The 21,121-nt window shown below is 32.7% G+C and carries 14 protein-coding genes; 1 reads left to right on the forward strand and 13 read right to left on the reverse strand.

The window, feature by feature from the left end; genetic code table 11:
- The first annotated feature begins 13 nt into the window (after nt 1-13).
- Nucleotides 14-1,420: an MBL fold metallo-hydrolase gene (locus SLH33_RS09170; RefSeq protein WP_320418783.1), complete on the forward strand. Its 1,407-nt coding sequence runs from the start codon at nt 14-16 to the stop codon at nt 1,418-1,420.
- Between the two features lie 90 nt (nt 1,421-1,510).
- Here the strand turns inward: SLH33_RS09170 and SLH33_RS09175 are convergent, their stop codons facing one another.
- From SLH33_RS09175 to SLH33_RS09235, 13 genes are all read right to left on the reverse strand, one after another.
- Complete coding sequence (locus tag SLH33_RS09175; RefSeq protein WP_320418784.1) at nt 1,511-2,638, reverse strand: efflux RND transporter periplasmic adaptor subunit; 1,128 nt, start codon at nt 2,636-2,638, stop codon at nt 1,511-1,513.
- An 11-nt stretch (nt 2,639-2,649) separates the two neighbouring features.
- On the reverse strand, nt 2,650-6,963 hold the full coding sequence (locus tag SLH33_RS09180) for a CusA/CzcA family heavy metal efflux RND transporter (protein WP_320418785.1): 4,314 nt from the start codon (nt 6,961-6,963) through the stop codon (nt 2,650-2,652).
- 68 nt (nt 6,964-7,031) lie between these two features.
- On the reverse strand, nt 7,032-7,421 hold the full coding sequence (locus SLH33_RS09185) for a hypothetical protein (RefSeq protein WP_320418786.1): 390 nt from the start codon (nt 7,419-7,421) through the stop codon (nt 7,032-7,034).
- A gap of 104 nt (nt 7,422-7,525) precedes the next feature.
- Nucleotides 7,526-7,717: a DUF2892 domain-containing protein gene (locus SLH33_RS09190; protein WP_320418787.1), complete on the reverse strand. Its 192-nt coding sequence runs from the start codon at nt 7,715-7,717 to the stop codon at nt 7,526-7,528.
- 2 nt (nt 7,718-7,719) lie between these two features.
- Nucleotides 7,720-8,025: a hypothetical protein gene (locus tag SLH33_RS09195; protein WP_320418788.1), complete on the reverse strand. Its 306-nt coding sequence runs from the start codon at nt 8,023-8,025 to the stop codon at nt 7,720-7,722.
- Nucleotides 8,025-11,228, reverse strand: a complete 3,204-nt coding sequence (locus SLH33_RS09200) for an efflux RND transporter permease subunit (RefSeq protein WP_320418789.1) — start codon at nt 11,226-11,228, stop codon at nt 8,025-8,027. The genes SLH33_RS09195 and SLH33_RS09200 overlap by 1 nt, the downstream gene beginning before the upstream one ends.
- 20 nt (nt 11,229-11,248) lie before the next feature.
- Complete coding sequence (locus SLH33_RS09205) at nt 11,249-12,328, reverse strand: efflux RND transporter periplasmic adaptor subunit (RefSeq protein ID WP_320418790.1); 1,080 nt, start codon at nt 12,326-12,328, stop codon at nt 11,249-11,251.
- 109 nt (nt 12,329-12,437) lie between these two features.
- Nucleotides 12,438-13,745 (reverse strand): TolC family protein, encoded by a 1,308-nt coding sequence (locus SLH33_RS09210; protein ID WP_320418791.1) that lies wholly within the window; start codon nt 13,743-13,745, stop codon nt 12,438-12,440.
- A gap of 331 nt (nt 13,746-14,076) precedes the next feature.
- On the reverse strand, nt 14,077-15,537 hold the full coding sequence (locus tag SLH33_RS09215; protein WP_320418792.1) for an FAD/NAD(P)-binding oxidoreductase: 1,461 nt from the start codon (nt 15,535-15,537) through the stop codon (nt 14,077-14,079).
- Between the two features lie 155 nt (nt 15,538-15,692).
- Nucleotides 15,693-16,199 carry a DUF2202 domain-containing protein gene (locus tag SLH33_RS09220; RefSeq protein ID WP_320418793.1) on the reverse strand — a complete coding sequence of 169 codons (507 nt, stop codon included), beginning with the start codon at nt 16,197-16,199 and terminating at the stop codon, nt 15,693-15,695.
- Between the two features lie 92 nt (nt 16,200-16,291).
- On the reverse strand, nt 16,292-17,479 hold the full coding sequence (locus SLH33_RS09225; RefSeq protein WP_320418794.1) for an alpha/beta hydrolase-fold protein: 1,188 nt from the start codon (nt 17,477-17,479) through the stop codon (nt 16,292-16,294).
- Nucleotides 17,480-17,481: 2 nt separating this feature from the next.
- Complete coding sequence (locus tag SLH33_RS09230; protein ID WP_320418795.1) at nt 17,482-18,618, reverse strand: PepSY-associated TM helix domain-containing protein; 1,137 nt, start codon at nt 18,616-18,618, stop codon at nt 17,482-17,484.
- Between the two features lie 78 nt (nt 18,619-18,696).
- Nucleotides 18,697-21,045 (reverse strand): TonB-dependent receptor, encoded by a 2,349-nt coding sequence (locus SLH33_RS09235; RefSeq protein ID WP_320418796.1) that lies wholly within the window; start codon nt 21,043-21,045, stop codon nt 18,697-18,699.
- Nucleotides 21,046-21,121 lie beyond the last annotated feature (76 nt).

Genomic DNA, 21,121 nt, shown 5'->3' on the forward strand with positions numbered 1-21,121 from the left:
AATTAATAACCATATGAAAATTAAACAATTATACACCCATTGCTTAGCAGAAGCTACATATTATATTGAATCTAACGGAGAAGCTACCATTATTGATCCGTTGAGAGAAACGGATCCTTATTTAGAACTTCTCCAACAAAACAACGCAACATTAAAATACATTTTTTTAACACATTTTCATGCCGATTTTGTTTCTGGTCATGTAGATTTAGCCTTGGAAACCGGAGCTAAGATCATTTACGGTCCAACCGCTAAAGCGGAATTTGATTTTTATGAAGGAGAAGATGGTGAAGACTTTTCTATTGGTCATATAATACTCCGTTTACTTCATACACCAGGACACACGCTAGAATCTTCTTCTTATTTATTATTTGATGAATACGGAAAAGAACACTGTTTATTTTCGGGGGACACTTTATTTATTGGCGATGTTGGCAGACCTGATTTAGCAGTAAACTCTAGTATTTCTAAAGAGGATTTAGCATCAAAATTATATACTTCCTTACATGAAAAAATCATGACTTTACCTGAAGATGTTATCATTTATCCTAACCACGGAAAAGGTTCTGCTTGCGGTAAAAATATAAGTGATAAAACCTATGATACTCTAAAAAATCAAAAAGAAAACAACTATGCTTTAAATCCGAATTTATCTAAAGACGATTTTATTAAACAAGTATTGGATGGATTAACTCCTCCACCTCAATATTTTCCAAAAAATGCTTTGTTAAATAAATCTATCAACAAAAATGTAAATGATGTAATTAAAAAAGGATTAACCTCTATAAATATTTCAAAAGTATTAGAATTATTAGCGCTGAATGAAGCTATTTTATTAGATGTTAGATCTACTGAAGAGTTTATTAGTAAACATGTTGCAGGATCAATTTACATTGGTTTAGACGGAACATTTGCTCCTTGGGTGGGCACTTTAGTTAAAGATATAAATCAGCCTATCATTTTAGTAGCCTCTAAAGAAAAAGTAAATGAAGCTATTACACGTTTGGCAAGAATTGGCTATGATAATGTATTAGGATATTTTGATATTAACGAATGGCAAGCTAAAGATTTTGAAACTGAAAGTATTTGTTCTATTTCTGCTTTTTCAGATGAATTGATAGATGCTAAAAGCTCATTTTTAGATGTTAGGCGAGAAAATGAATTTACGGATAATCGTGTAAAAAAAGCTTTGCATTTACCGTTGGATTATATTTTTGAAAACATTCATGAATTTGACAAAAAAGAGTCGTATTACGTGTATTGTGCTGGTGGATACCGCTCAGTAATTGCTATTTCAATCTTAAAACAATTCGGTTTTAATAAGCTTATAAATGTTGATGGTGGTTTTACAGATATTAAAAAAAGTAAAATTGCACTTTTAAAATGCCCTAATAACTGCCCAAGTTGTGTGTGTAACTAACCTTGAATATTTAAAATCCCTTTCGAAATAAAGCTCGAAAGGGATTTTTTAAACCAAAACAATAACTATAAAACGCTAATTTTATATTGTCTATGCTCCGCTCATGAGCATGAAAATTCCGTTCGTAAGTACTATTTTACCCTGTAAAGCTTCAGCATTCAGTATTTCATAATATTCTTCTGTTTGCTTACCAATATTTACTTTTACCTTTTTAAAGTTAAAATCAGCTCCTTCTTGCTTATCAAGCATTAACACAAAAAAATCGTTATCTATTTCTGTAACTGCATTTTTAGGAAGTGCAAAACCTTTGGTAGAATCACTTATAATAGTTGCTTCAGCAAACATACCGGTCACAAAATTGTATTTTTCATCATCATCAATATGACCGTGTACTTTAATAGTTCTATCTTTTTCATCTACCGAAGTTCCTACCAAATGTACTTCTGCTTTATAAGTTTCCTCAGAAGCTTCTGGAATTTTAAACAAAATTTCCTGTCCCTTTTTCACTTTTAAAACATCTTTTTCAAACACTGATAACTCAAGGTGAATATGATCGGTATTCACAATTTCAATAATTACATCCGAAGGAGAAACATATGCACCTGTACTCACATTTACCTTGGTAACATAACCTGTAATGGGAGCATAAATGTTAATAGCAGACGCTATTTTTCCTTGTTCAACTGAGCTCGGATTGATATTCATCATCAATAATTTTTTGCGCAATCCGTTGTTATGAGCCAACGCACTTTTATAATCACTTTCCGCTTTTAAATAGTTTTTTTGCGAGGTTATTTTCTCATCAAATAAGGTTTTTTGACGCTCATATTCCGATTTTAAAAAATTCAATCTTTCTGCAACCTCTAAATATTGTTGCTGCATCTCTATAAATTCAGTATTTTCAAGCGTTACCACTAACTGTCCTTTTTTAACCTTATCCCCAATCAATAATGGTGTTCTTTTCACGTAACCTCCTAAAAAAGTATTTACACTTGCTTTGTTTTGCGGAGGCACATCAATAAATCCGTTTGCCTTTATCGTTTCGTTAAACGATTGTTCAGAAAGCGCACCTAATTGCATTTTTTCGGATTCAAACTGTTGCTTAGTTACTGTAATAATATTACTCTCTGAAGTTTGCTCTGCTTCTGATGTTGCTTCTTTTGATTTTCCGCAGGAAAGTATCAAAAGAGAGAAAAGTGCTATATATATTCGTTTCATAGGTTCTTGTTTTAAATAATTAAATAGTTTATTGAAATTACGGTTTGGTTGTACTTATGTAAAGTTTCTAAATAGTTCAACTCTATATCCGTAGCATTTTCTAAGCTTTGGATGTATTGAAAAAAGTCAATTTCACCATGTTTAAAGCTTCTTTCGGCAGTTTTTATTATTTCTTCAGATAATTGCTTGCCTTGAGTTTCATAATAATCTAATGCTTGTTGATATTGCTGAAGTTGCGCATAGAGCTTATTATATTCTGCAGAAAGTTTGATCTTGTAATCGTTTTGCTGCTCTTCAGCAATTTGCTTCGCAATTTTGGAAGCTTTTATTTTAGAGGATTTTCCGCCGAACAACAACGGAATTTTAATTCCGAATTGATATCCAATAAAATTCTCATTTATACCGCTATTACTTCCTTGAAAATATTCTGCGCTTAAATCAGGCATTAACTGTTGTTTTTCTTGCTTATGCAAAGTATTGAAGTAGTTTTTATACTCTTCAAAATACTGTAAGCCTACATTCTCGTTTGTTGACAAAGCTTTTAATGATAGTTTTTCTAGAGGAACCTCAGCAACTGAAAGTGTATCTACCTGTACCACTTTTTTTAACTGCTCATAGCTTGAAACCATTTCTTGCTGCATTTGAGTAAGTTGTGTTTGTAGTTGTTTTTGCTTTGATTTTGCAGTTAACATTTCTAAATAATTGGTTTCGCCCAATTCAAATCTACGTGTAGATGCTTTTGCAAAATCTTGATATAAACTATCTAAAAACTGATAGGTTTTAGCTTTGTTTTTTACATACTGTAAGTTGTAATACGCTAAAAAAACATCTCTTTTAAGTGTTTCTAACTGAATATTGTAATTAGATTTTTCAATGTTACTTTTAGCTTTATTTACTCTTTTATCAGCGAAATAAACCGTTGGAAATTTAAAATCTTGCTGAATACCAAACACTTTTAAAGGACGGTTATTAGTAGCTAAATTATTTTCATCATAACTATAATAAATAGCTGTTTTGTCAAAATCAAAAGCACTGTTAATCATCGCTTTGGATTCTTCTATTTTTAACGATGCTGCCTTCAAGCCTGCGTTATTTTTAACAGCTAAATCTAACGTTTCTTCAAGAGTCAATGGTTTTTGTTGTGCACTTACAGAAAATGATAACAATAGAAGAATTACTGCTGTTAATCCTTTTTTATGCAACTTCATTTCTCTTTCTTCAAACCAAGCATACAAAACTGGTAAAACTATCAAGGTTAATAAGGTAGCTGTTACTAACCCTCCAATAACTACAGTAGCTAACGGTCTTTGCACTTCAGCACCTGCATTGGTCGAAACTGCCATAGGTAAAAATCCTAAAGCTGCTGCGGAAGCTGTTAATAAAACCGGACGTAAACGTTCTGTAGTTCCTTTTACAATACGTTGTTTGATGTCCATAATTCCTTGGTGTTTTAATTCTTTAAAATGTTCAATAAGTACAATTCCATTGAGTACAGCAATACCAAAAAGAGCAATGAAACCGACGCCTGCCGAAATACTAAAAGGTAAATCTCGAATCCATAATAATAAAACTCCACCTACAGCAGATAATGGAATGGCTGTATAGACCATAAGCGCTTCTTTTACCGACTTAAAAGCAAAGTGCAACATGATAAAAATAAGCACCAAGGCTATTGGCACTGCTATGAGTAATCGTGCTTTGGCACTTTGTAAGTTTTCGAACTGCCCACCATAGGTAATCGTATATCCAGTAGGTAATTTTAGTTTGCTTTCAATAATTGCTTGCACATCATCTACTACCGATTGTAAGTCTCTGTTACGAACATTAATTCCAACTACAATTCTACGTTTGGTATCATCTCTTGATATTTTTGCAGGCCCTTTGGTGTAAGTTATTTCTGCCAATTCGCTTAACGGAATTTTCATCCCGCTTGGAGTATCTACATATAAGTTTTGAAGGTTGTCAATGCCCTTACGATGTTCTTTATCTAAACGCATTACCAAATCAAAACGCTTTTCACCTTCAAATACACTTCCAACAGCTTCTCCGGCAAATCCCATAGATACAATTTGGTTTAAATCGGCAATATTGAGCCCGTAACGCGCTATCTTGCTTCGGTTGTACTTCACACTCATTTGAGGTAATCCTTCAACCTTTTCAATAATAATATCTGAGGCTCCTTCTACATTTTGAATAAGAGATTTTATTTCATCGGCTTTGTTGGCTAAAATCGATAAATCTTCTCCAAATATTTTAATCGCCACATCGGCTCTCACTCCTGTAATCAGCTCATTAAAACGCATTTCAATGGGTTGTGTAAACTCAAATTCCATACCTGGAATTACCGTCAATGCTTCTTTGAATTTATCGGCTAATTCATCTTTACTATGAGCTGAAGTCCACTCTTTTTTAGGTTTTAATTTGATGATGACATCACTTTCTTCCATTGACATTGGGTCTGTTGGAACTTCAGCAGCACCAATTCTACTTACTACTTGATCAACTTCAGGGAAATTATCTAATAGTATTTGTTCAATTTTCGTAGTGATTTCAATCGTTTTTCCTAAAGATGTTCCCGTTTTTAAAACAGGTTGAATTACAAAATCTCCTTCATCAAGTGTTGGCACAAACTCACCACCCATTCTGCTAAAAACCCACACACTAAATGCTAATAAAATTGCTGAAAGTGTAACTACAATTTTTCTGTTTGACAATGCCCATTCAATAGTTGGTTTGTACCAACTTGTTAATTGGTTCATCAATTTTACTGAGATATTCTTTGAGCTTGCTTTTGTAGGTTTTAAAAACAATGAAGAAACCACCGGAACATAGGTTAAACAAAACAACATTGCTCCAATTAAAGCAAAACTGAACGTAAGTGCCATAGGTTTAAACATCTTACCTTCTACACCACTTAATGATAAAATTGGAATGAAAACAATTAAAATGATGAGTTGCCCAAATACTGCTGAATTCATCATTTTTGAGGCACTCTTGGATGTAATTTCATCAATTTCTTGCTGTTTTTCATCTTTTGAAAGTGATAAAATTTGAGTACTTTTCGTGGTGATTTGAAACGCAATAAACTCCACAATAATAACAGCTCCGTCAATGATAATTCCAAAGTCGATCGCTCCTAAACTCATTAAGTTAGCATCTATTCCGAAGATATTCATTAACGAGATGGCAAATAATAAACTTAACGGTATTACTGAGGCAACCACCAACCCAGAACGTAAATTTCCGAGAAGCAATACCACTACAAAGATTACAATTAACGACCCTAAAATTAAGTTCTCTGAAACTGTAAAGGTGGTTTTACCAATCAATTCACTTCGCTCTAAAAATCCGTTGATATACACCCCTTCCGGTAAGGACTTTTGAATAGATTCAACACGTTCTTTTACGGCTTCGATGATTTGTTTGGAATTTCCGTCTTTCAACATCATAATTTGCCCCAACACTTTTTCACCTTGACCATTTCCGGTAATTGCTCCAAAACGAGTAGCGCTTCCATAACCAACTTTTGCTACATCTTTGATGTAAATTGGCAGTCCGTTATTGTTAGAGACCACAATATTTTCAATATCTTTTAATGAGGAAACTAAGCCTTCCCCTCTCACAAAAAAGGCTTCATTAGTTTTTTCAATATAGCCACCCCCAGCAACACTATTATTTTTTTCCAAAGCCGAATACATATCAGCAATAGAAATGTTCATAGCTTTTAATTTTTGCGGATTGATAGCAACTTCATATTGCTTTAAAAATCCGCCCCAAGTATTAACCTCAACTACTCCAGGAATTCCAGATAATTGACGTTTTACTATCCAGTCTTGAATGGTTCGAAGCTCAGTTGCCGAGTATCGATCTTCATAACCTGGTTTTACATCTAAAATGTATTGGTAAATTTCACCTAAACCAGTGGTTATGGGTCCCATTTCTGGTGAACCAAAACTTGAAGGTATTTTTTCTGATGCTGATTTAATTTTTTCAGCAATTAATTGTCTGGGTAAATACGTTCCTAAATCATCATCAAAAACAATGGTAACCACAGAAAGCCCAAATTTGGATACGGAACGGATTTCTTCTACCCCAGGTAAATTAGCCATTTCTAACTCTACGGGATAGGTAATAAATTGTTCTACATCTTGCGTTGATAAATTTCTTGATGTAGTTATAACTTGCACTTGATTATTGGTAATATCGGGTACCGCACCAATAGGTATTTGAGTTAAAGAGTAAATTCCGAACCCAATAACAAATGCAACAGAAAGTAGAATAATAAGCTTATTCTTTATACTGAATTTTATAATATTTCCTAACATAATTCATATAAAAAAATTGTAAGCTGTTCAAAAACAACTTATTAATAAATGATTTTAATAAAAATGAATTATGCTACTGCGGGTGGGTGAAAAATAGGTGGTATGTTATGAGTCGAATTAGAATCTCTATACAAAAAGTTACGAATTACTTCTTGATAAATAGAGGGCTTAATAGCAAAACTAGCGTGATTTAATGTAAAAGCGATATTGTGATGAAAATGATTTTGATAATCGCTTTTAAAAGGCAAGTCTTTATGTTCTTTATGGTCATTTTTATGTTCGTTCATGTTTTTACCATAATGATCTGCTAAAAACTCAAAAAAACTATCACCATACATTTTTTTATGAAATTGAGCATGCTCTACCAAAACCTGAACACTGGTAATGTCTTCAAGATGAATATTAAAACTTTGAAAAAGAATCAATATAGATAATGATATAGAAGCTAATTTTCCCATTAATTTAGTAAATGTAGAATATTATTTACATAAATAATGTAACTTTTGATACTTATTTAAAAGAGTTCGGTCAAGTAAAACTCAACCGAACTAACATCAGACAATTAATCTTTTACTTTAAAGACTTTCTTTAAAATATCATCCATTAAACACCATTTGGTAATTGATGATTGTAAAAGATTGGCACCAACAAAGGCTGTAAACCACAACCAGTTGATGTTTACTTTAACAGCTAGAATTAAGCTTATTAAAATAAAGCTTCCTGCTATTGCTCTTATTATTCGTTCTCTTGTCATTTTTAGTTAGATTTTTCAATATTAATACTTGCTACGTGTATTCTAGATTTTGATGTATGTTCTGCATTTTTTTGCTCTGTTAGCTCAAAAACTGTATCTACGTTTTCTTTGCTTACAAAAGCATAAAATAAAATAGCATCACTTTCATTCATTTCAACTCCAAACCAATTACTTTCTACTGCATCTAAGGTGGAATCTCTGTAACCAGTCACCTGCTTGTATGAATAGGTAATTACTTCTGCCTGCTTTAACAATTGCTTTACTTCTTTTTCAAACTCAGCAATTGCAGTAATGATTAATAATTTCATTATTTATAGTTTTTTCGTTCAATTAAATAATACACCAATGGCACAACTAATAATGTTAAAATAGTAGCTGTTATGGTTCCTCCCATTAACGAGATGGCTAACCCTTGGAAAATTGGGTCAAAAAGAATTACAAATGCTCCAATTACAACCGTACCTGCTGTTAATAAAATTGGCATGGTACGCACAGCTCCTGCTTCGATAACTGCTTGTTTTAAAGGAATACCATCATCTAAACGTAAATTCACAAAGTCGATAAGAAGGACGGAATTCCGTACCATAATACCTGCCAACGCAATCATACCTATGAATGATGTTGCTGTAAAGTAAGCTCCCAGCATCCAGTGACCAAGTACAATACCTACCATAGATAATGGAATTGCCACCATCATTACTACAGGCGCTTTAAAGTTTTGAAACCATCCTACAATTAACATGTAAATAATGACGATAACTCCTAAAAAGGCTACTCCTAAGTCTCTAAATACTTCTAACGTAATCTGCCATTCTCCATCCCATTTTACCGTGTAATCATCTTCAAACTCTGGTTGCCCTAAGTATTTTTCTTCTATTTGATATCCTTCCGGTAACGGAATTTCTTTCAATCTGTCTTCCATTCCTAAAATAGCATACGCTGGACTTTCCAATTTACCTGCCATATCTGCCATAACATATACCACGCGCTTTTGATTTTTACGATAAATGCTTTTTGCTTTTGTACGTTCATTAACGCTTACCAAATCACCTACTGAAACCATGTTTCCTTGTTTTGATTTGATTTTTAATTGCGAAATATCTGAAATAGTAGATTTTTCCTTTTCATCTAGTGCTAATACCACACCTACTTGCTCAGAAGCATCTTCATCATACAAAGTTGTAGTTGCTCTATTAGCCATCGCCATATTCATAGTGTATGCAATTTGTTGTGGTGCAACACCGTATAACATGGCTTTTTCTTTATCGATGATAAAATCGTATTCTACTTGATCATCTTCTACCATCCAATCAACATCTACTACATCATCTGTATTTTTCAAAATATTTTGAACAGAATTTGCCACTTCAATTTGCTTGTCGTAATCTGGTCCATACACTTCAGCTACAATAGTAGATAATACCGGTGGCCCAGGTGGAACCTCAACTAATTTTACATTAGCATTGAATTTAGAAGCTATATTCTGAATATCAGCACGCATTGATTTTGCGATATCGTGACTTTGCGCACTTCTATCATGTTTGTCAGTTAAATTCACTTGGATATCTGCCATATTACTTCCTCCACGTAAATCGTAATGACGCACCAAACCGTTAAACGTAATTGGTGCCGAAGCGCCTACATAACTTTGATAGTTTACTACTTCTGAACGAGTTGATAAGTACTGTGCAATTTCTTTTGTAACTGCTGCTGTACGCTCTAAAGTTGTTCCTTCTGGCATATCAATTACCACTTGAAACTCATTTTTGTTATCAAACGGTAACATTTTTACTGCAACAGATTTGGTAAAGAACATACTTAACGAACCTAATAACAAGACGATGGTAATTCCTAAAAATGCCCAACGCTTGGTTTTATTTTCAATTAACGGACGCTCAAACTTCTCATACATTCTGTAAATGAAGGTTTGTTCCATTTGCTTCACTTCATCTTCTTCATGAGCTTCATCTCCTTTTTTATCTTTCTCTCTTAAGAATAAATATCCTAAATAAGGCGTAATAGTTAAAGCAACAAATAATGACAACAACATTGCAATTGATGCTCCAATTGGCATCGGACTCATATAAGGCCCCATCAATCCAGATACAAATGCCATTGGTAATACCGATGCAATTACTGTAAAGGTTGCTAAAATGGTTGGGTTACCCACCTCATTAATCGCATACAATGCTGCTTGCTTAAACGGTAGGCGTTTCATTTTAAAGTGCCTATGCATGTTTTCGGCAATAATAATGGAGTCGTCTACCACAATACCAGTTACAAATACCAATGCGAATAAGGTAATTCGGTTTAAGGTATAATCTAACATGTAGTAACTTAACAATGTTAATGCGAATGTAATTGGTACTGATAAAAACACTACCAAACCTCCTCGCCAACCCATGGCTAACATGACTACTAAGGTTACTGCGATAATAGCACCGATTAAGTGCATTAATAATTCTGATACTTTTTGCGATGCCGTTTCACCATAGTTTCTAGTAATTTCTACATGTACATCATCTGGAATTAACGTGCTGCGTAAATGCTCTACTTTTGCCAAAATAACATCCGAAATTTTCATCGCATCAGCTCCTTTACGCTTCGCTACCGAAATAGTAACTGCTGGATATTCTGATGGATAATCAGCTGCTTTTTCACTTGCTTGTCCAAAACCTAAAGACACATAGTTTTTAGGCAACTCTGGTCCGTCAATAACTTTAGCAACTTGTTTTAAGTAAATAGGTTGATTTTGTTGAACCCCAACTACTAAACTCTCTACATCTTCAACAGTTTCTAAAAACCTACCTGTGTTGATTAAAAACTCAGTATCATTTTTATTAAAACTACCAGCACTTAATTGCTGATTATTCGCCTTAATCATTTCAGCAACAGTTAAGAAATCTAATCCGCTAGCTGCTAATTTATCTTTATCTAATACGACACGTAGCTGACGATTACGTCCACCTATTTTTTTAGTAACCGCTACATCGTTTACCTTTTCAATTTCATCGGTTAACTCTTGCGCCATTTGTTTTAGTTGAAAATCGTCATAATTTTCACTCCACAAGGTTAACCCAAGCATTGGCACATCATCAATAGCACGTGTTTTTACCAACGGAAATGTTACCCCTTGTGGCATAATATCCATGTGCTTGTTGATTTCGTTATATAGTTTTACAAATGAACGCTCTATATCTTCACCTACGTAAAACTGAACGATGACCATTCCTTGTTCTTTCATAGAGGTTGAATACACATATTCTACCCCTTTAATATTTGAGATTAATTTCTCTAATGGCTTAATAACACGCGATTCTACTTCAGTTGGACTCGCCCCCGGATATCCCACAAAAATATCTGCCATTGGCACATCAATTTGTGGCTCCTCTTCACGCGGAATTAAGAATGAACTGTACACTCCAATAACCATAAACACGACCATTAGAAGCACAGTAAGCTTTGAGCCTATAAAGCCTTTGGCTATTTTTCCTGCTAAACCTTCTTTCATTTTTTATTATTGATTTATGATTATTGAATTGTAATTTTTGCTCCGTTGTATAATTTTCCTTGAGATGAGATGATGAATGATTCACCTGCTGATAATCCTGATAATACCTCAACGTTGTCTCCAAAAGTTCTTCCTAAACGTAACCAACGTAACACCGCAGTATTGCTTTGACTAACGGTATATACTCCTGATAACTGCCCTTTAATTACCAATGCTTTGGTTGGAATTAACACCATGCTATTTGCTTTTGATGTTTTTTCTACTGGGAACTGAACCGTTGCATACATTCCTGAAAGGATATTTGCATCTAATTTTCCTAAATCAACTTTTACTAAGTATTGACCACCTGTGTTTTTAGCAGATGTACTTACCTCAGTTACTTTTCCTTTAATCATTTTGTTAATCGATTTAACTAATACATCAACTTCAGTATCAGCTTTAATTTGAGAAATCTCGCTTTCAGGCACCATAGCAGTTACTTCAAAACGCCCTGGAGTTTCAACCTCCACTAAAGGCATTCCTGGGTTTGCCATATCTCCTTCTTCAATAAACTTATTAGTTACTACGCCTTTAAACGGTGCGCGAATGTTAGCATAACTAAACTGAGCGTTTACCTCATTTTTCATTTGTTTAGCAGCTTCTAAACGCGCTTTTGCCATTTCAAAATGAGCAGTCATATCATCCATTTCTTTTTGTGAAGCACTTTTTTGCTCAAATAAATTCTTAAAACGGTTGTAGTCTTTCTCTGCATTGTTATAAGCAGCTGTTGCCTCTGTAATTCCAGCATTTACTTGAGCCGCTTTGGCTTGTAAATCGGCATTATTAATAGATATTAACAACTGTCCTTTATTTACTTTATCACCAACTTTTACATATACTTTTTTTACAAATCCCATCATACGGGTACTTAAGTTAGCACTGTTGGTAGCTTGTATTTTTCCACTTGCCGTTACAAACGGATTGTTACCATCGGCAACTACTTTTTGTACGGCTACTTTTACCGCCGGTGAATTATCTACAGCTGTTTTTTTATCGTCAGAACCACAAGAAGCTAACAATAATGTGGCTACTAAAACTACTGATGTATATATCTTATTCATTCTAATTGTTTTTTTAATATTGATGTTTAGTTTTTGTTGATTGAAGAGTCAAAAATCAGGATTCAAGAAATTGGTCTTGATTCTTGGTTCTCTTATCTTGTTTCTAAATTTATTTAGTTAAGAATTCTACATATAATTGTGCATAGTTATACTCAAACACCGTTTGGTAATACTCTAATTGCTTTTGTGCATATTGCGTTTCTGACATAAGCAAATCGGTAGTTTTTTCTAATCCCTCTTTAAATCTGTTGGTACGAATTCTTAGTGATTCTTCTGATTGTTGTAATGCCAATTGCGTTAAATTAAGTTTGTTTTTAGCATCTGCTAACATACGGTTAGCCTTGTTTAACTCTAACTGACTTTGTGATTTGTATTGTTCGTATTCTAATTGCGATTTTTCAAACTCAGCTTTTGCTTTTTGTGTTTTTCCGAAACGTTTTGAACCTTGAAAAATATCCCAACTTAATTGTGCTCCGAAAGTATATCCGTTAGCATTTGCTTGAAAAATTTGATCGTCATGCATTTCATAAGAACCAAAAGCATTTAAACGTGGTAAAAATGACATTTTAGTTGCTTTGTGCATCGATTGGTATGCAGTGGAAGCTAACTCCATCGCTTTTAAATCAGATCTGTTTTCAGAAATAGTTATTGCATCTTTCAACCCTTCCGGATGTACAGATAAACTATCTGTGGGTTGGTAAATTTTATAGCTTTTATCATTCATTAAAAATGACAGATAGTTAGAAGCATTTGCTACATTACTTTTAGCCGTTTGCAACTGGTTTTTTACCTCTGTTACTCGCACTTCAACAGACAACACATCTGCTCTTTGTAAATATCCTTGTTGTAAACTATTATTTGCTAATTCTTGATTAGCTTCCGCAGCTTTCAATGCTTTTTCTAATACTTCAACACCTTTGTATGCTAATTGCAATTGCATATATGCTTTCTCAACCTCAAAATCTAAGTACTCTTTGGTACGTTGTGTTTGAAGTTCCATAGCTTGCATTTTGGTTTTAGCAGCTTTACGTTGGTATATTCCGTCTACGTTTATTAAAGGTTGTTGAATTTCAATTTTTGTAGCGAAGTTTTCTATCTGCTTAGGATCATTTAACAAAGCAGGATCAAAATCAGCAGGTGTCAAAATTTCCTGATTCAATTTAGATCCGAATGCCATTAACGGATTGGTAGTTGCCATAGCTGTATGCGAAGCTGTTATATTTGGCAAGAAAATAGCATTGGTTTGACGGTAGTCTGCCTTTGCAGCATCGTAATCAGATTTTGAAATCTTAATAGCCATATTTGCCTCTGCAACTTTGGTTAGCACTTCGTTTTTAGAAATGGGTACTGTTTGTTGTGCCCACGAAATACCTCCTAAAGTAAGTATGCTTATTACTGTTAAAAATTTTCGATTCATTTGTTAATTTTTATTTGAGACAAAATTACTATGACAGTGCAGTGCAGTCAGTAACATTAGTTACCAAGAAAAAAAAGGGTGTTTCATTACTATGAAACACCCTCACTAACCAAAAACAATTAATTATTGAAAACAATCAATTTGCCTTTCTCGTTCCTCCATGTCCTCCTGCTACTATAAGCATAATTTTTAGGCTTAAGTAAATAAACTTGAAAAACTGGATGATGGGGTTCATCATTTTAAACCGCTGATATTTTGATATTCTTTTTGTCATTTTTATATTCTTTATTTGGTCAATTGGTTTATTATATCATTTATTTTGAGTTAAATCTTATTCTGGAATTAACCACCAAAATGGGCGCATTTTTGCTTTGTAAAGAAAAGCATAGTGTAGTGCTAATTTTAACCAGTGACCTGCTAAACCTATAGATCCAAACGTTTTTCCTAGTTTTCTTCCTTGAGTATCTGGATATTTATTGTAATCTGGTACAATTGGAAAAGTTGTGATACTAATTCCGCTTCCTTGTGTTAATCCATAACCTGCAGATGCAATACATGCTGCTCCCATATTTCCTAAAGATCCTTTGTGGTGTAACGAAACATCTCCTCCTTTTTTAATGGTATCAATAATATTATCAGCTACCAATTTTGCAGTAATACCCGATGGCATTCCTGTTCTAGGAGGTGAAGGTGAAATAGGCGTTCCGTTTTTACTAACTCTTGGTTTGGATATTGGATGCGGTGGTGCAAACGCAATTCCCGGAGCAAATATGTTTGGGTAACTCGGATTTTGATAGGTTTCTGGCCAATCTTGAACACTCCATTCTTCATAAGGTTTTGGTGTATAATCGGCATCAACAATCATAAACCCTTTAAAAAGTTTATCAGTAATATCTGCATCATTTTTATCATAAGCTTTGAATCCGTGACCCGAAAATGCAGGAATTAACATGGCAAAATCATAGGTTTCGGTTTTAAATTCACCATCTAACGTTTCATAATGCGCTATTCCATCTTCAATTTTATTTACTCCTGCACCAATAATCCAATTAATGCCTCGATCTTCAAAAATCATTTCTACCATTTGGTCAGATTTCATGGTCATACTTCCGTAGCTCATTAGCATACCATCCATACCAAAATCGCCCAATTTATATTCGTTGGCAATCCAAGTTATGTCTGCCATATCGCGCACTTTATGACGACGCAATTCTTGTTCTACATTTAAAATATATTCAAATGCCGCACCTTGACAGGTTGATTTTGCATGCCCAGTACCAATAAGAATTTTAACTCTCTTACCTTGTTTCATTAACTGAATTTGCTCATTTAAAGCTTCCCAAGCATGCTGTGCATGATCGTATGTACACACAGAGTATGCTTTATTTGTTCCTGGTAGCAAACCTTCGGTAGCTTCAAAATTTAACTTGGGTCCTGTAGCATTTATTAAATAATCATACGTAATTTTTTCTGTTTTTCCTTTTTCTTCTCCAACGAAATATTCGACAGTTACAAAAGGCCTTTCTGTTGTTTTATCTCCTTCGGGATGAAAACTTACTGCTTTTGCTTGTTTGTAATTTATGCTCCTCTTTTTGTATAAAGGTGCTAATGGAAAAATTAAATCTTTAGGTTTCATTCTACCCACACCTACCCAAATATTTGAGGGTATCCATTGGTAATTACTATTAGGAGATACCACTAAAACTTCGTGCTCTTTAGACAGCTTTCTTCTTAGATGAGATGCTGCCACATGACCAGAAATTCCTGCTCCCAAGACAACTATTTTTGACATTTTATTTTGGTTTGTTGAAAGTTAGTTAAACAGTATAATGTATACACTGATATAAATCATATAAAGTTTTATGATTGTGTAAATATCTTTAATAAGAAAACTATTATCAGTAACATAGGTTACATAAAAAAGCAGCCAAAAGGCTGCTTATTAACTTAATATTTTGATAATTGTCTATTAAAAGCTCTTAAATGGTTTTTGGAGGCTCTTAACAAATAAGAATAAACTTGCTTTGAAAAACTGCTATCTGTGTTTTTGATAGCTTCTTCTAAATCTTTTATATCTGTTTCTTCTATGAGCTTTCCTACTTCAAACGCTTCTTTTAGTGATATTGACCCTCTTGCTATTAAATCGTTGTACATTTTTTGAAGATCTTTATTGTAAAACCTTCCGTTTTGATTGTTTAATTGGTACGCTACCTTATTAACTTCAAGTAAATTCTGCATCATTTCTATATGCCTTTGCTCGCTCCTTTTAATATTATCAAAGACTCTAACACCCCATTTTTCACCTAAAAAATCATATACATCTCGAGCTACTTTTTCTTCTTCAAGCATGTATTTCATATCGTTTATTTCTTTAGAGGATATTTTTTGAGCTTTTGATTGAAAAGAACTTAGAAGGATTATACCTAACACTAATATTTTTACAATTGATTTCATAACTTCTTGTTTTATTGTTTATAAAATTAGTTTAGATAAGGTAAAAAAACAGTAACATAGGTTACAAACCAACCGTTAAATACCAAAAATTATTAATTTTTTATACTTTCTATATCTGTTTTTAATTGTAATATTTTTTTTGAGTTCGGAAACTTTTTCAATCCCTTTTTTACTATTTCTTCTGCTTTAGATGTACTTTTTATTTTTTGATACGTTTTGAATAGACTTATATAAGCGTTTTCGCTATAAGGATAATTACTAAGGTTGGTTTCTAAAAGTTTTATTGCTGCTTCTTTTTGGTCATTTTTGAAGGCATAAGAGGCAATCCAATCTACTCGTGATTCAGCTGGTTTCATATTAAAATTCATTCTTTTTGACAGTTCTTGAAATTGATCTGCCATAATTGAAGGTTGTCTAGCAACTAGTTTTACCGGTAATTGATAGCCTTTGTAAACAAATCTTAATCCATAATATTCTGATGGTAAGGATATTGTTCCGTGATCTTCTTCTTTTAAAAATTGATATTTCCAATTTATCTTTGATTGTAAACTGCCTAATTTATCTTTAAATTTTTTAATCGCATTTTCATGCTCTATAGCAGTATTATCAATGGTAGTTTCTTCATGGGCTAATGTAAAATATAAAGTAGTTTTTTCTAATTTAGGGTTTTTTAATTTGTTATCAGCTATTTTTAAAATATACTCATTATCCCACCATATACTTGGATCTATGGCTATGTAGGAGTTAAAAAGGGTTGGTTGTGTAAGCCATGTATTTAAAACTGTTAATCCACCAAAAGAATGACCAATCATTGTTTTATATCCGCTGGTTCTGTAATTATTTTTAATTTGTGGAATTAGTTCATTTTTAAGAAATTTTATAAAAAGGTCATTTCCTCCACTGTTTTTAAATAAAAAATTTTTTTCTGTTTGAGATTCTTTTACCCTTGTAGGAGTTAGATCTCTGGATCTATTTTTGGTTGTTAAAATACCCACAAAAATCATTTGAGGTAATGAAGCATATGGTCCTTTACTCAAAAAATCATGCACTCCTGTTAATGAATGAAAGTGCCTGTCTCCATCTAAAAAATAAACTACTGGGTATTTTTCGGGAGCATAAATAGTATCATTATAATTTTCAGGAAGATACACCCAGTACTCTCTTTCTTCATTTAATACTTTTGAAAATATCTTATATTTTTCTCCTATATTTATTTTTGATTGACAATATGCTTTATAAATAAAAAGATGTAGAATAGTAATTAGTAATATTTTTTTCATTTTTATAAAGTTTTTACTTTAGTTTTCTTTTTTTGCTTTCCCCACCAAATTAAAAATCCGGTAACCGACAACGAAGTGGCTATTATCCCTGTAAGAAATGTAATGAGTTTACCTATTTGTCCCCACCATTGCCCCATGTGAAGTTGCCAAACTGTATTTTCAACTTTTTCATGAATTATTTGTTCTTGTTGTAGCATTATTTTTTCTCCCGTATATCTATCGTAAATTGTATAGTCAACGTTTTCCATACTTTTTAGTCCTGGTTTTCCTGAGTTTATAGAAAATGCTCCTAACTTGTCTAATCTATACACCCAAGAGTTAACCGCTTTTTTTGTTGGATATTCATTTTTTAATGTTTTGTATGCATAAGCTACTAGGTCTTTAGAAACTTTAGTAGTATCTGCAGCAGGCAAAGCTTCTTGCACTCCCATTGTTCCTCCTCCTGATACTTTTACTGTAAAATTCATTAAAGGATGAAAAAAAATAATAAGTCCGGTTAAACTTAAAATAATTGAAAAAGGTAAAGTATAAAACCCTAGAACATTATGCAGGTCATAATTTAGGCGTTTAAACTTAGCCTTCCATTTAATGGTAAAACTAGCTTTTCGTGTGCTTTTATTCCATTTTTTTGGCCACCACAAAATAAGTCCTGTTATACAACCTATTAAAAAAACTATGGTAGAAATCACTACAATCCAACCTCCTATTGATCCTGCTAATAATTGTGCGTGTAAATGTGCAGTGATGTAAAAGAAATAAATTGTATGATCTGTTTTAAGAATGTTGCCCGTGTATGGATCCATGTACATCATAAAAAGATTTTTTTCTTTCAAATCAAATACACGAAGTCTAAAAGTACGCTTTGGATCTTTATAAAATACTATCTCTGAAATTTTATAATTAGGGTTAATATTATTTATAACATCAAAAATTTTTTCGTGAGATATTCTTTCATCCTTGGCTTCCACATACAAAGCTTCTCCTGCAGCTAGCTCCATAATTTCATCCGCATATACAATTATGGTACCTGTTATACAAACAAACAACACAATGATACCAGCTACCAAACTAGGCCATAAATGTAGCCATGAAACTATTTTTTTGAATATACTTTTTTGTTTTTTGGGAGTTTTTTTCATTTGCTTTAAATTAAAATAAGCACAACAATTTCTTTGATAGAGATTGTTGTGCTTTTAACAAAAATTCAAATAACACACTTAAAATTTGTAGGTAAAACTAACTACTGTATTTACTGTTTTTTGAGGCTGAACATATGACCCCATGTTTGACCAATATTTTTCGTCTGATATATTGTTAAACTTAACACCTATTCTATACGTTGGTTTGTCTAAAAAAACTGAGCTATTTAGTATTGTATAAGAAGGTACTAATAATGTGTTTTGATCATCAACAAAAGAATCACTAACATGATTAAGCCCCACACCAAATCCTAATCCTTTAATTGATCCTAAAGGTATTTTGTAGCTTGACCAAAAATTGATGGTTGTTTTTGGAGCTGCATAAGGTGTGTTTCCTTTAATAGAATCATCTCCTTCTACAAACTCACTGTTATTATTAGCGTAACCTGCTACTATATTCCATCCTTTTACTGGTGTTGCAATAAATTCTAATTCAAAACCTTTACTACTTTTTTTTCCGTCTTGTATTTGCGACCAAACTCCACCATTATTTTCCCATCTTACAGCATCATTTACTGTAATATCATAGTAACTTAATGTGGTGCTTAATTTTCCTTTTAATAATTCGGCCTTTATACCTCCTTCTATTTGAGTTGCATACTCTGGATTTAATTTAACTTCTTCACCAGATGACATATCTGGAGCAACATTGGTAAAACCATTCATGTAATTAGCAAAAACAGATAATTCTTGATTTATAATTTGATATACTAATCCTAATTTTGGAGCTAAATAACTTTGTTTATAATCTTGTTCTCTATCATTATAATTATCAAGCCTTAAACTTAACATTGCAGAAAATTTGTCGGTAAAATTAATTACATCTGAGGCGTATATACTAAAACTACTTTGATCTCTAGTTCCTACTCTAAAGGCATCTGTTTCTCCTAACATATTTTCATATTTTTTAGGATTAAAGTCTACTTGCGGATTATCAGCACTTATGGTATCATAGTTAAATTGAGTTCTTCTGTATGGCGTTTTTATATCGTAATAATCAATTCCTGCTACCAATTTATTTTTTAGGCTTCCTATTTTAAATTCACCTATAAAATTTTGTTGTATTTGGGTTACATTAAATTGACTTTCTATATTCATTATTCTTCGTGTAGCTTCATTTGCATCTGCAAAATCCAAAAACAAATAATTTGTACTGTTGTCTACGCTACTTTTTGAGAAAACAGTTTGTGAGGTCCATTTATTGGATATTTGATATTTTGCTTCTGCAAAAACATTAAATGTTTTATTTTCATTGCTCAAATAATCGCTACCATATGAGTTTTCAAAATTATAATTTAGTTCATTCATTGATGATATACCTGTGTTAGCCACATTAAAATATATACTAGGTGCATTATTGTTATAAATTTCGGCTTCTACATTTAAGGTTAGTTTGTCAGTTGCTTTATAAGTTAAAGAAGGAGCTACAAACCAGTTTCTTACCAATCCATAATCTTGAAAACTATGTTCATTATGTTTTGCCGCATTTACTCTAAATAAAACGGTTTCTTCTTTATTTAAAGGAGAGTTAAAATCTACCGTTAATCTTGATAAATTATTGCTTCCTGTAGTATAACTAACAGCGCCTCCAAATGTTTCATATGGTTTTTTTGTTACTAAATTGATAACCCCACCATAAGATGAAACTATGCTGGTACCAAATAAGGTTCCTGAAGGCCCTTTTATTACCTCAATTCTTTCAATATTTGATTGATCTGTTCCTGTTCTTACAGATGCTCCAATACCGTTTCTCATAGCAATATCTGCACTAAAACCTCTTAAATACAAGTTTACACCTACACCTCCAGAACCAATTCCTTGCATTACGTTACTTATACCTGGAGCATTTTGTAACGTACTTTGGATATCTGTTACCTCTAACTCTTTTAACAATTCTCCAGTAATTACAGAATATACTTGTGGATTTTCTATGTTTTTCAAAGGCATTCTAGAAACAAATTCAGTTTGTTTTTGATCAAATTTATTTTTCCTTTTTGCCTCTAAAACCACTTCTTCTAATTGTTCTTCATTTTCATTTAAAACTATATTTTTAACTGTTATTACCTCACCTTCTTTAACCGTAATGTTTATAGATTTTGTTTGCAATCCTATTAATGAAAATACAAGCGTATGTTCTCCAGGACTAATACTATTTATGGTATATTTTCCATTTTCATCTGTAACACTCCCTTTGTTGGTGTTCTTTACTATTACATTTACAAATGAAGCTGGTTCATTATCACTTGTAAATACTTTACCGGTAACATACCCTTTCTCTTGAGCTACTCCGGTAAAATATGCCAGAAATATTGCTATAGCGAATATTTTTTTAAAAAAAGAATTGATCAAATTATACTTTTTTATCATCTTAACCTTATTTAGATTTAATTTAAATTATTTATTTTTGACAAAAATAATTTGAGCTTAACAATATAATATAACG

The sequence above is a fragment of the Tenacibaculum sp. IB213877 genome (genome assembly GCF_034043975.1).
Classification (GTDB): Bacteria; Bacteroidota; Bacteroidia; order Flavobacteriales; family Flavobacteriaceae; genus Polaribacter.

Excerpts from the sequence above, each read along its gene's own strand:
- SLH33_RS09170 (WP_320418783.1), top strand. The coding sequence starts at position 14 with ATGAAAATTAAACAATTATACACCCATTGCTTAGCAGAAGCTACATAT.
- SLH33_RS09175 (WP_320418784.1), bottom strand. The coding sequence starts at position 2,638 with ATGAAACGAATATATATAGCACTTTTCTCTCTTTTGATACTTTCCTGC.
- SLH33_RS09180 (WP_320418785.1), bottom strand. The coding sequence starts at position 6,963 with ATGTTAGGAAATATTATAAAATTCAGTATAAAGAATAAGCTTATTATT.
- SLH33_RS09185 (WP_320418786.1), bottom strand. The coding sequence starts at position 7,421 with ATGGGAAAATTAGCTTCTATATCATTATCTATATTGATTCTTTTTCAA.
- SLH33_RS09190 (WP_320418787.1), bottom strand. The coding sequence starts at position 7,717 with ATGACAAGAGAACGAATAATAAGAGCAATAGCAGGAAGCTTTATTTTA.
- SLH33_RS09195 (WP_320418788.1), bottom strand. The coding sequence starts at position 8,025 with ATGAAATTATTAATCATTACTGCAATTGCTGAGTTTGAAAAAGAAGTA.
- SLH33_RS09200 (WP_320418789.1), bottom strand. The coding sequence starts at position 11,228 with ATGAAAGAAGGTTTAGCAGGAAAAATAGCCAAAGGCTTTATAGGCTCA.
- SLH33_RS09205 (WP_320418790.1), bottom strand. The coding sequence starts at position 12,328 with ATGAATAAGATATATACATCAGTAGTTTTAGTAGCCACATTATTGTTA.
- SLH33_RS09210 (WP_320418791.1), bottom strand. The coding sequence starts at position 13,745 with ATGAATCGAAAATTTTTAACAGTAATAAGCATACTTACTTTAGGAGGT.
- SLH33_RS09215 (WP_320418792.1), bottom strand. The coding sequence starts at position 15,537 with ATGTCAAAAATAGTTGTCTTGGGAGCAGGAATTTCTGGTCATGTGGCA.
- SLH33_RS09220 (WP_320418793.1), bottom strand. The coding sequence starts at position 16,199 with ATGAAATCAATTGTAAAAATATTAGTGTTAGGTATAATCCTTCTAAGT.
- SLH33_RS09225 (WP_320418794.1), bottom strand. The coding sequence starts at position 17,479 with ATGAAAAAAATATTACTAATTACTATTCTACATCTTTTTATTTATAAA.
- SLH33_RS09230 (WP_320418795.1), bottom strand. The coding sequence starts at position 18,618 with ATGAAAAAAACTCCCAAAAAACAAAAAAGTATATTCAAAAAAATAGTT.
- SLH33_RS09235 (WP_320418796.1), bottom strand. The coding sequence starts at position 21,045 with ATGATAAAAAAGTATAATTTGATCAATTCTTTTTTTAAAAAAATATTC.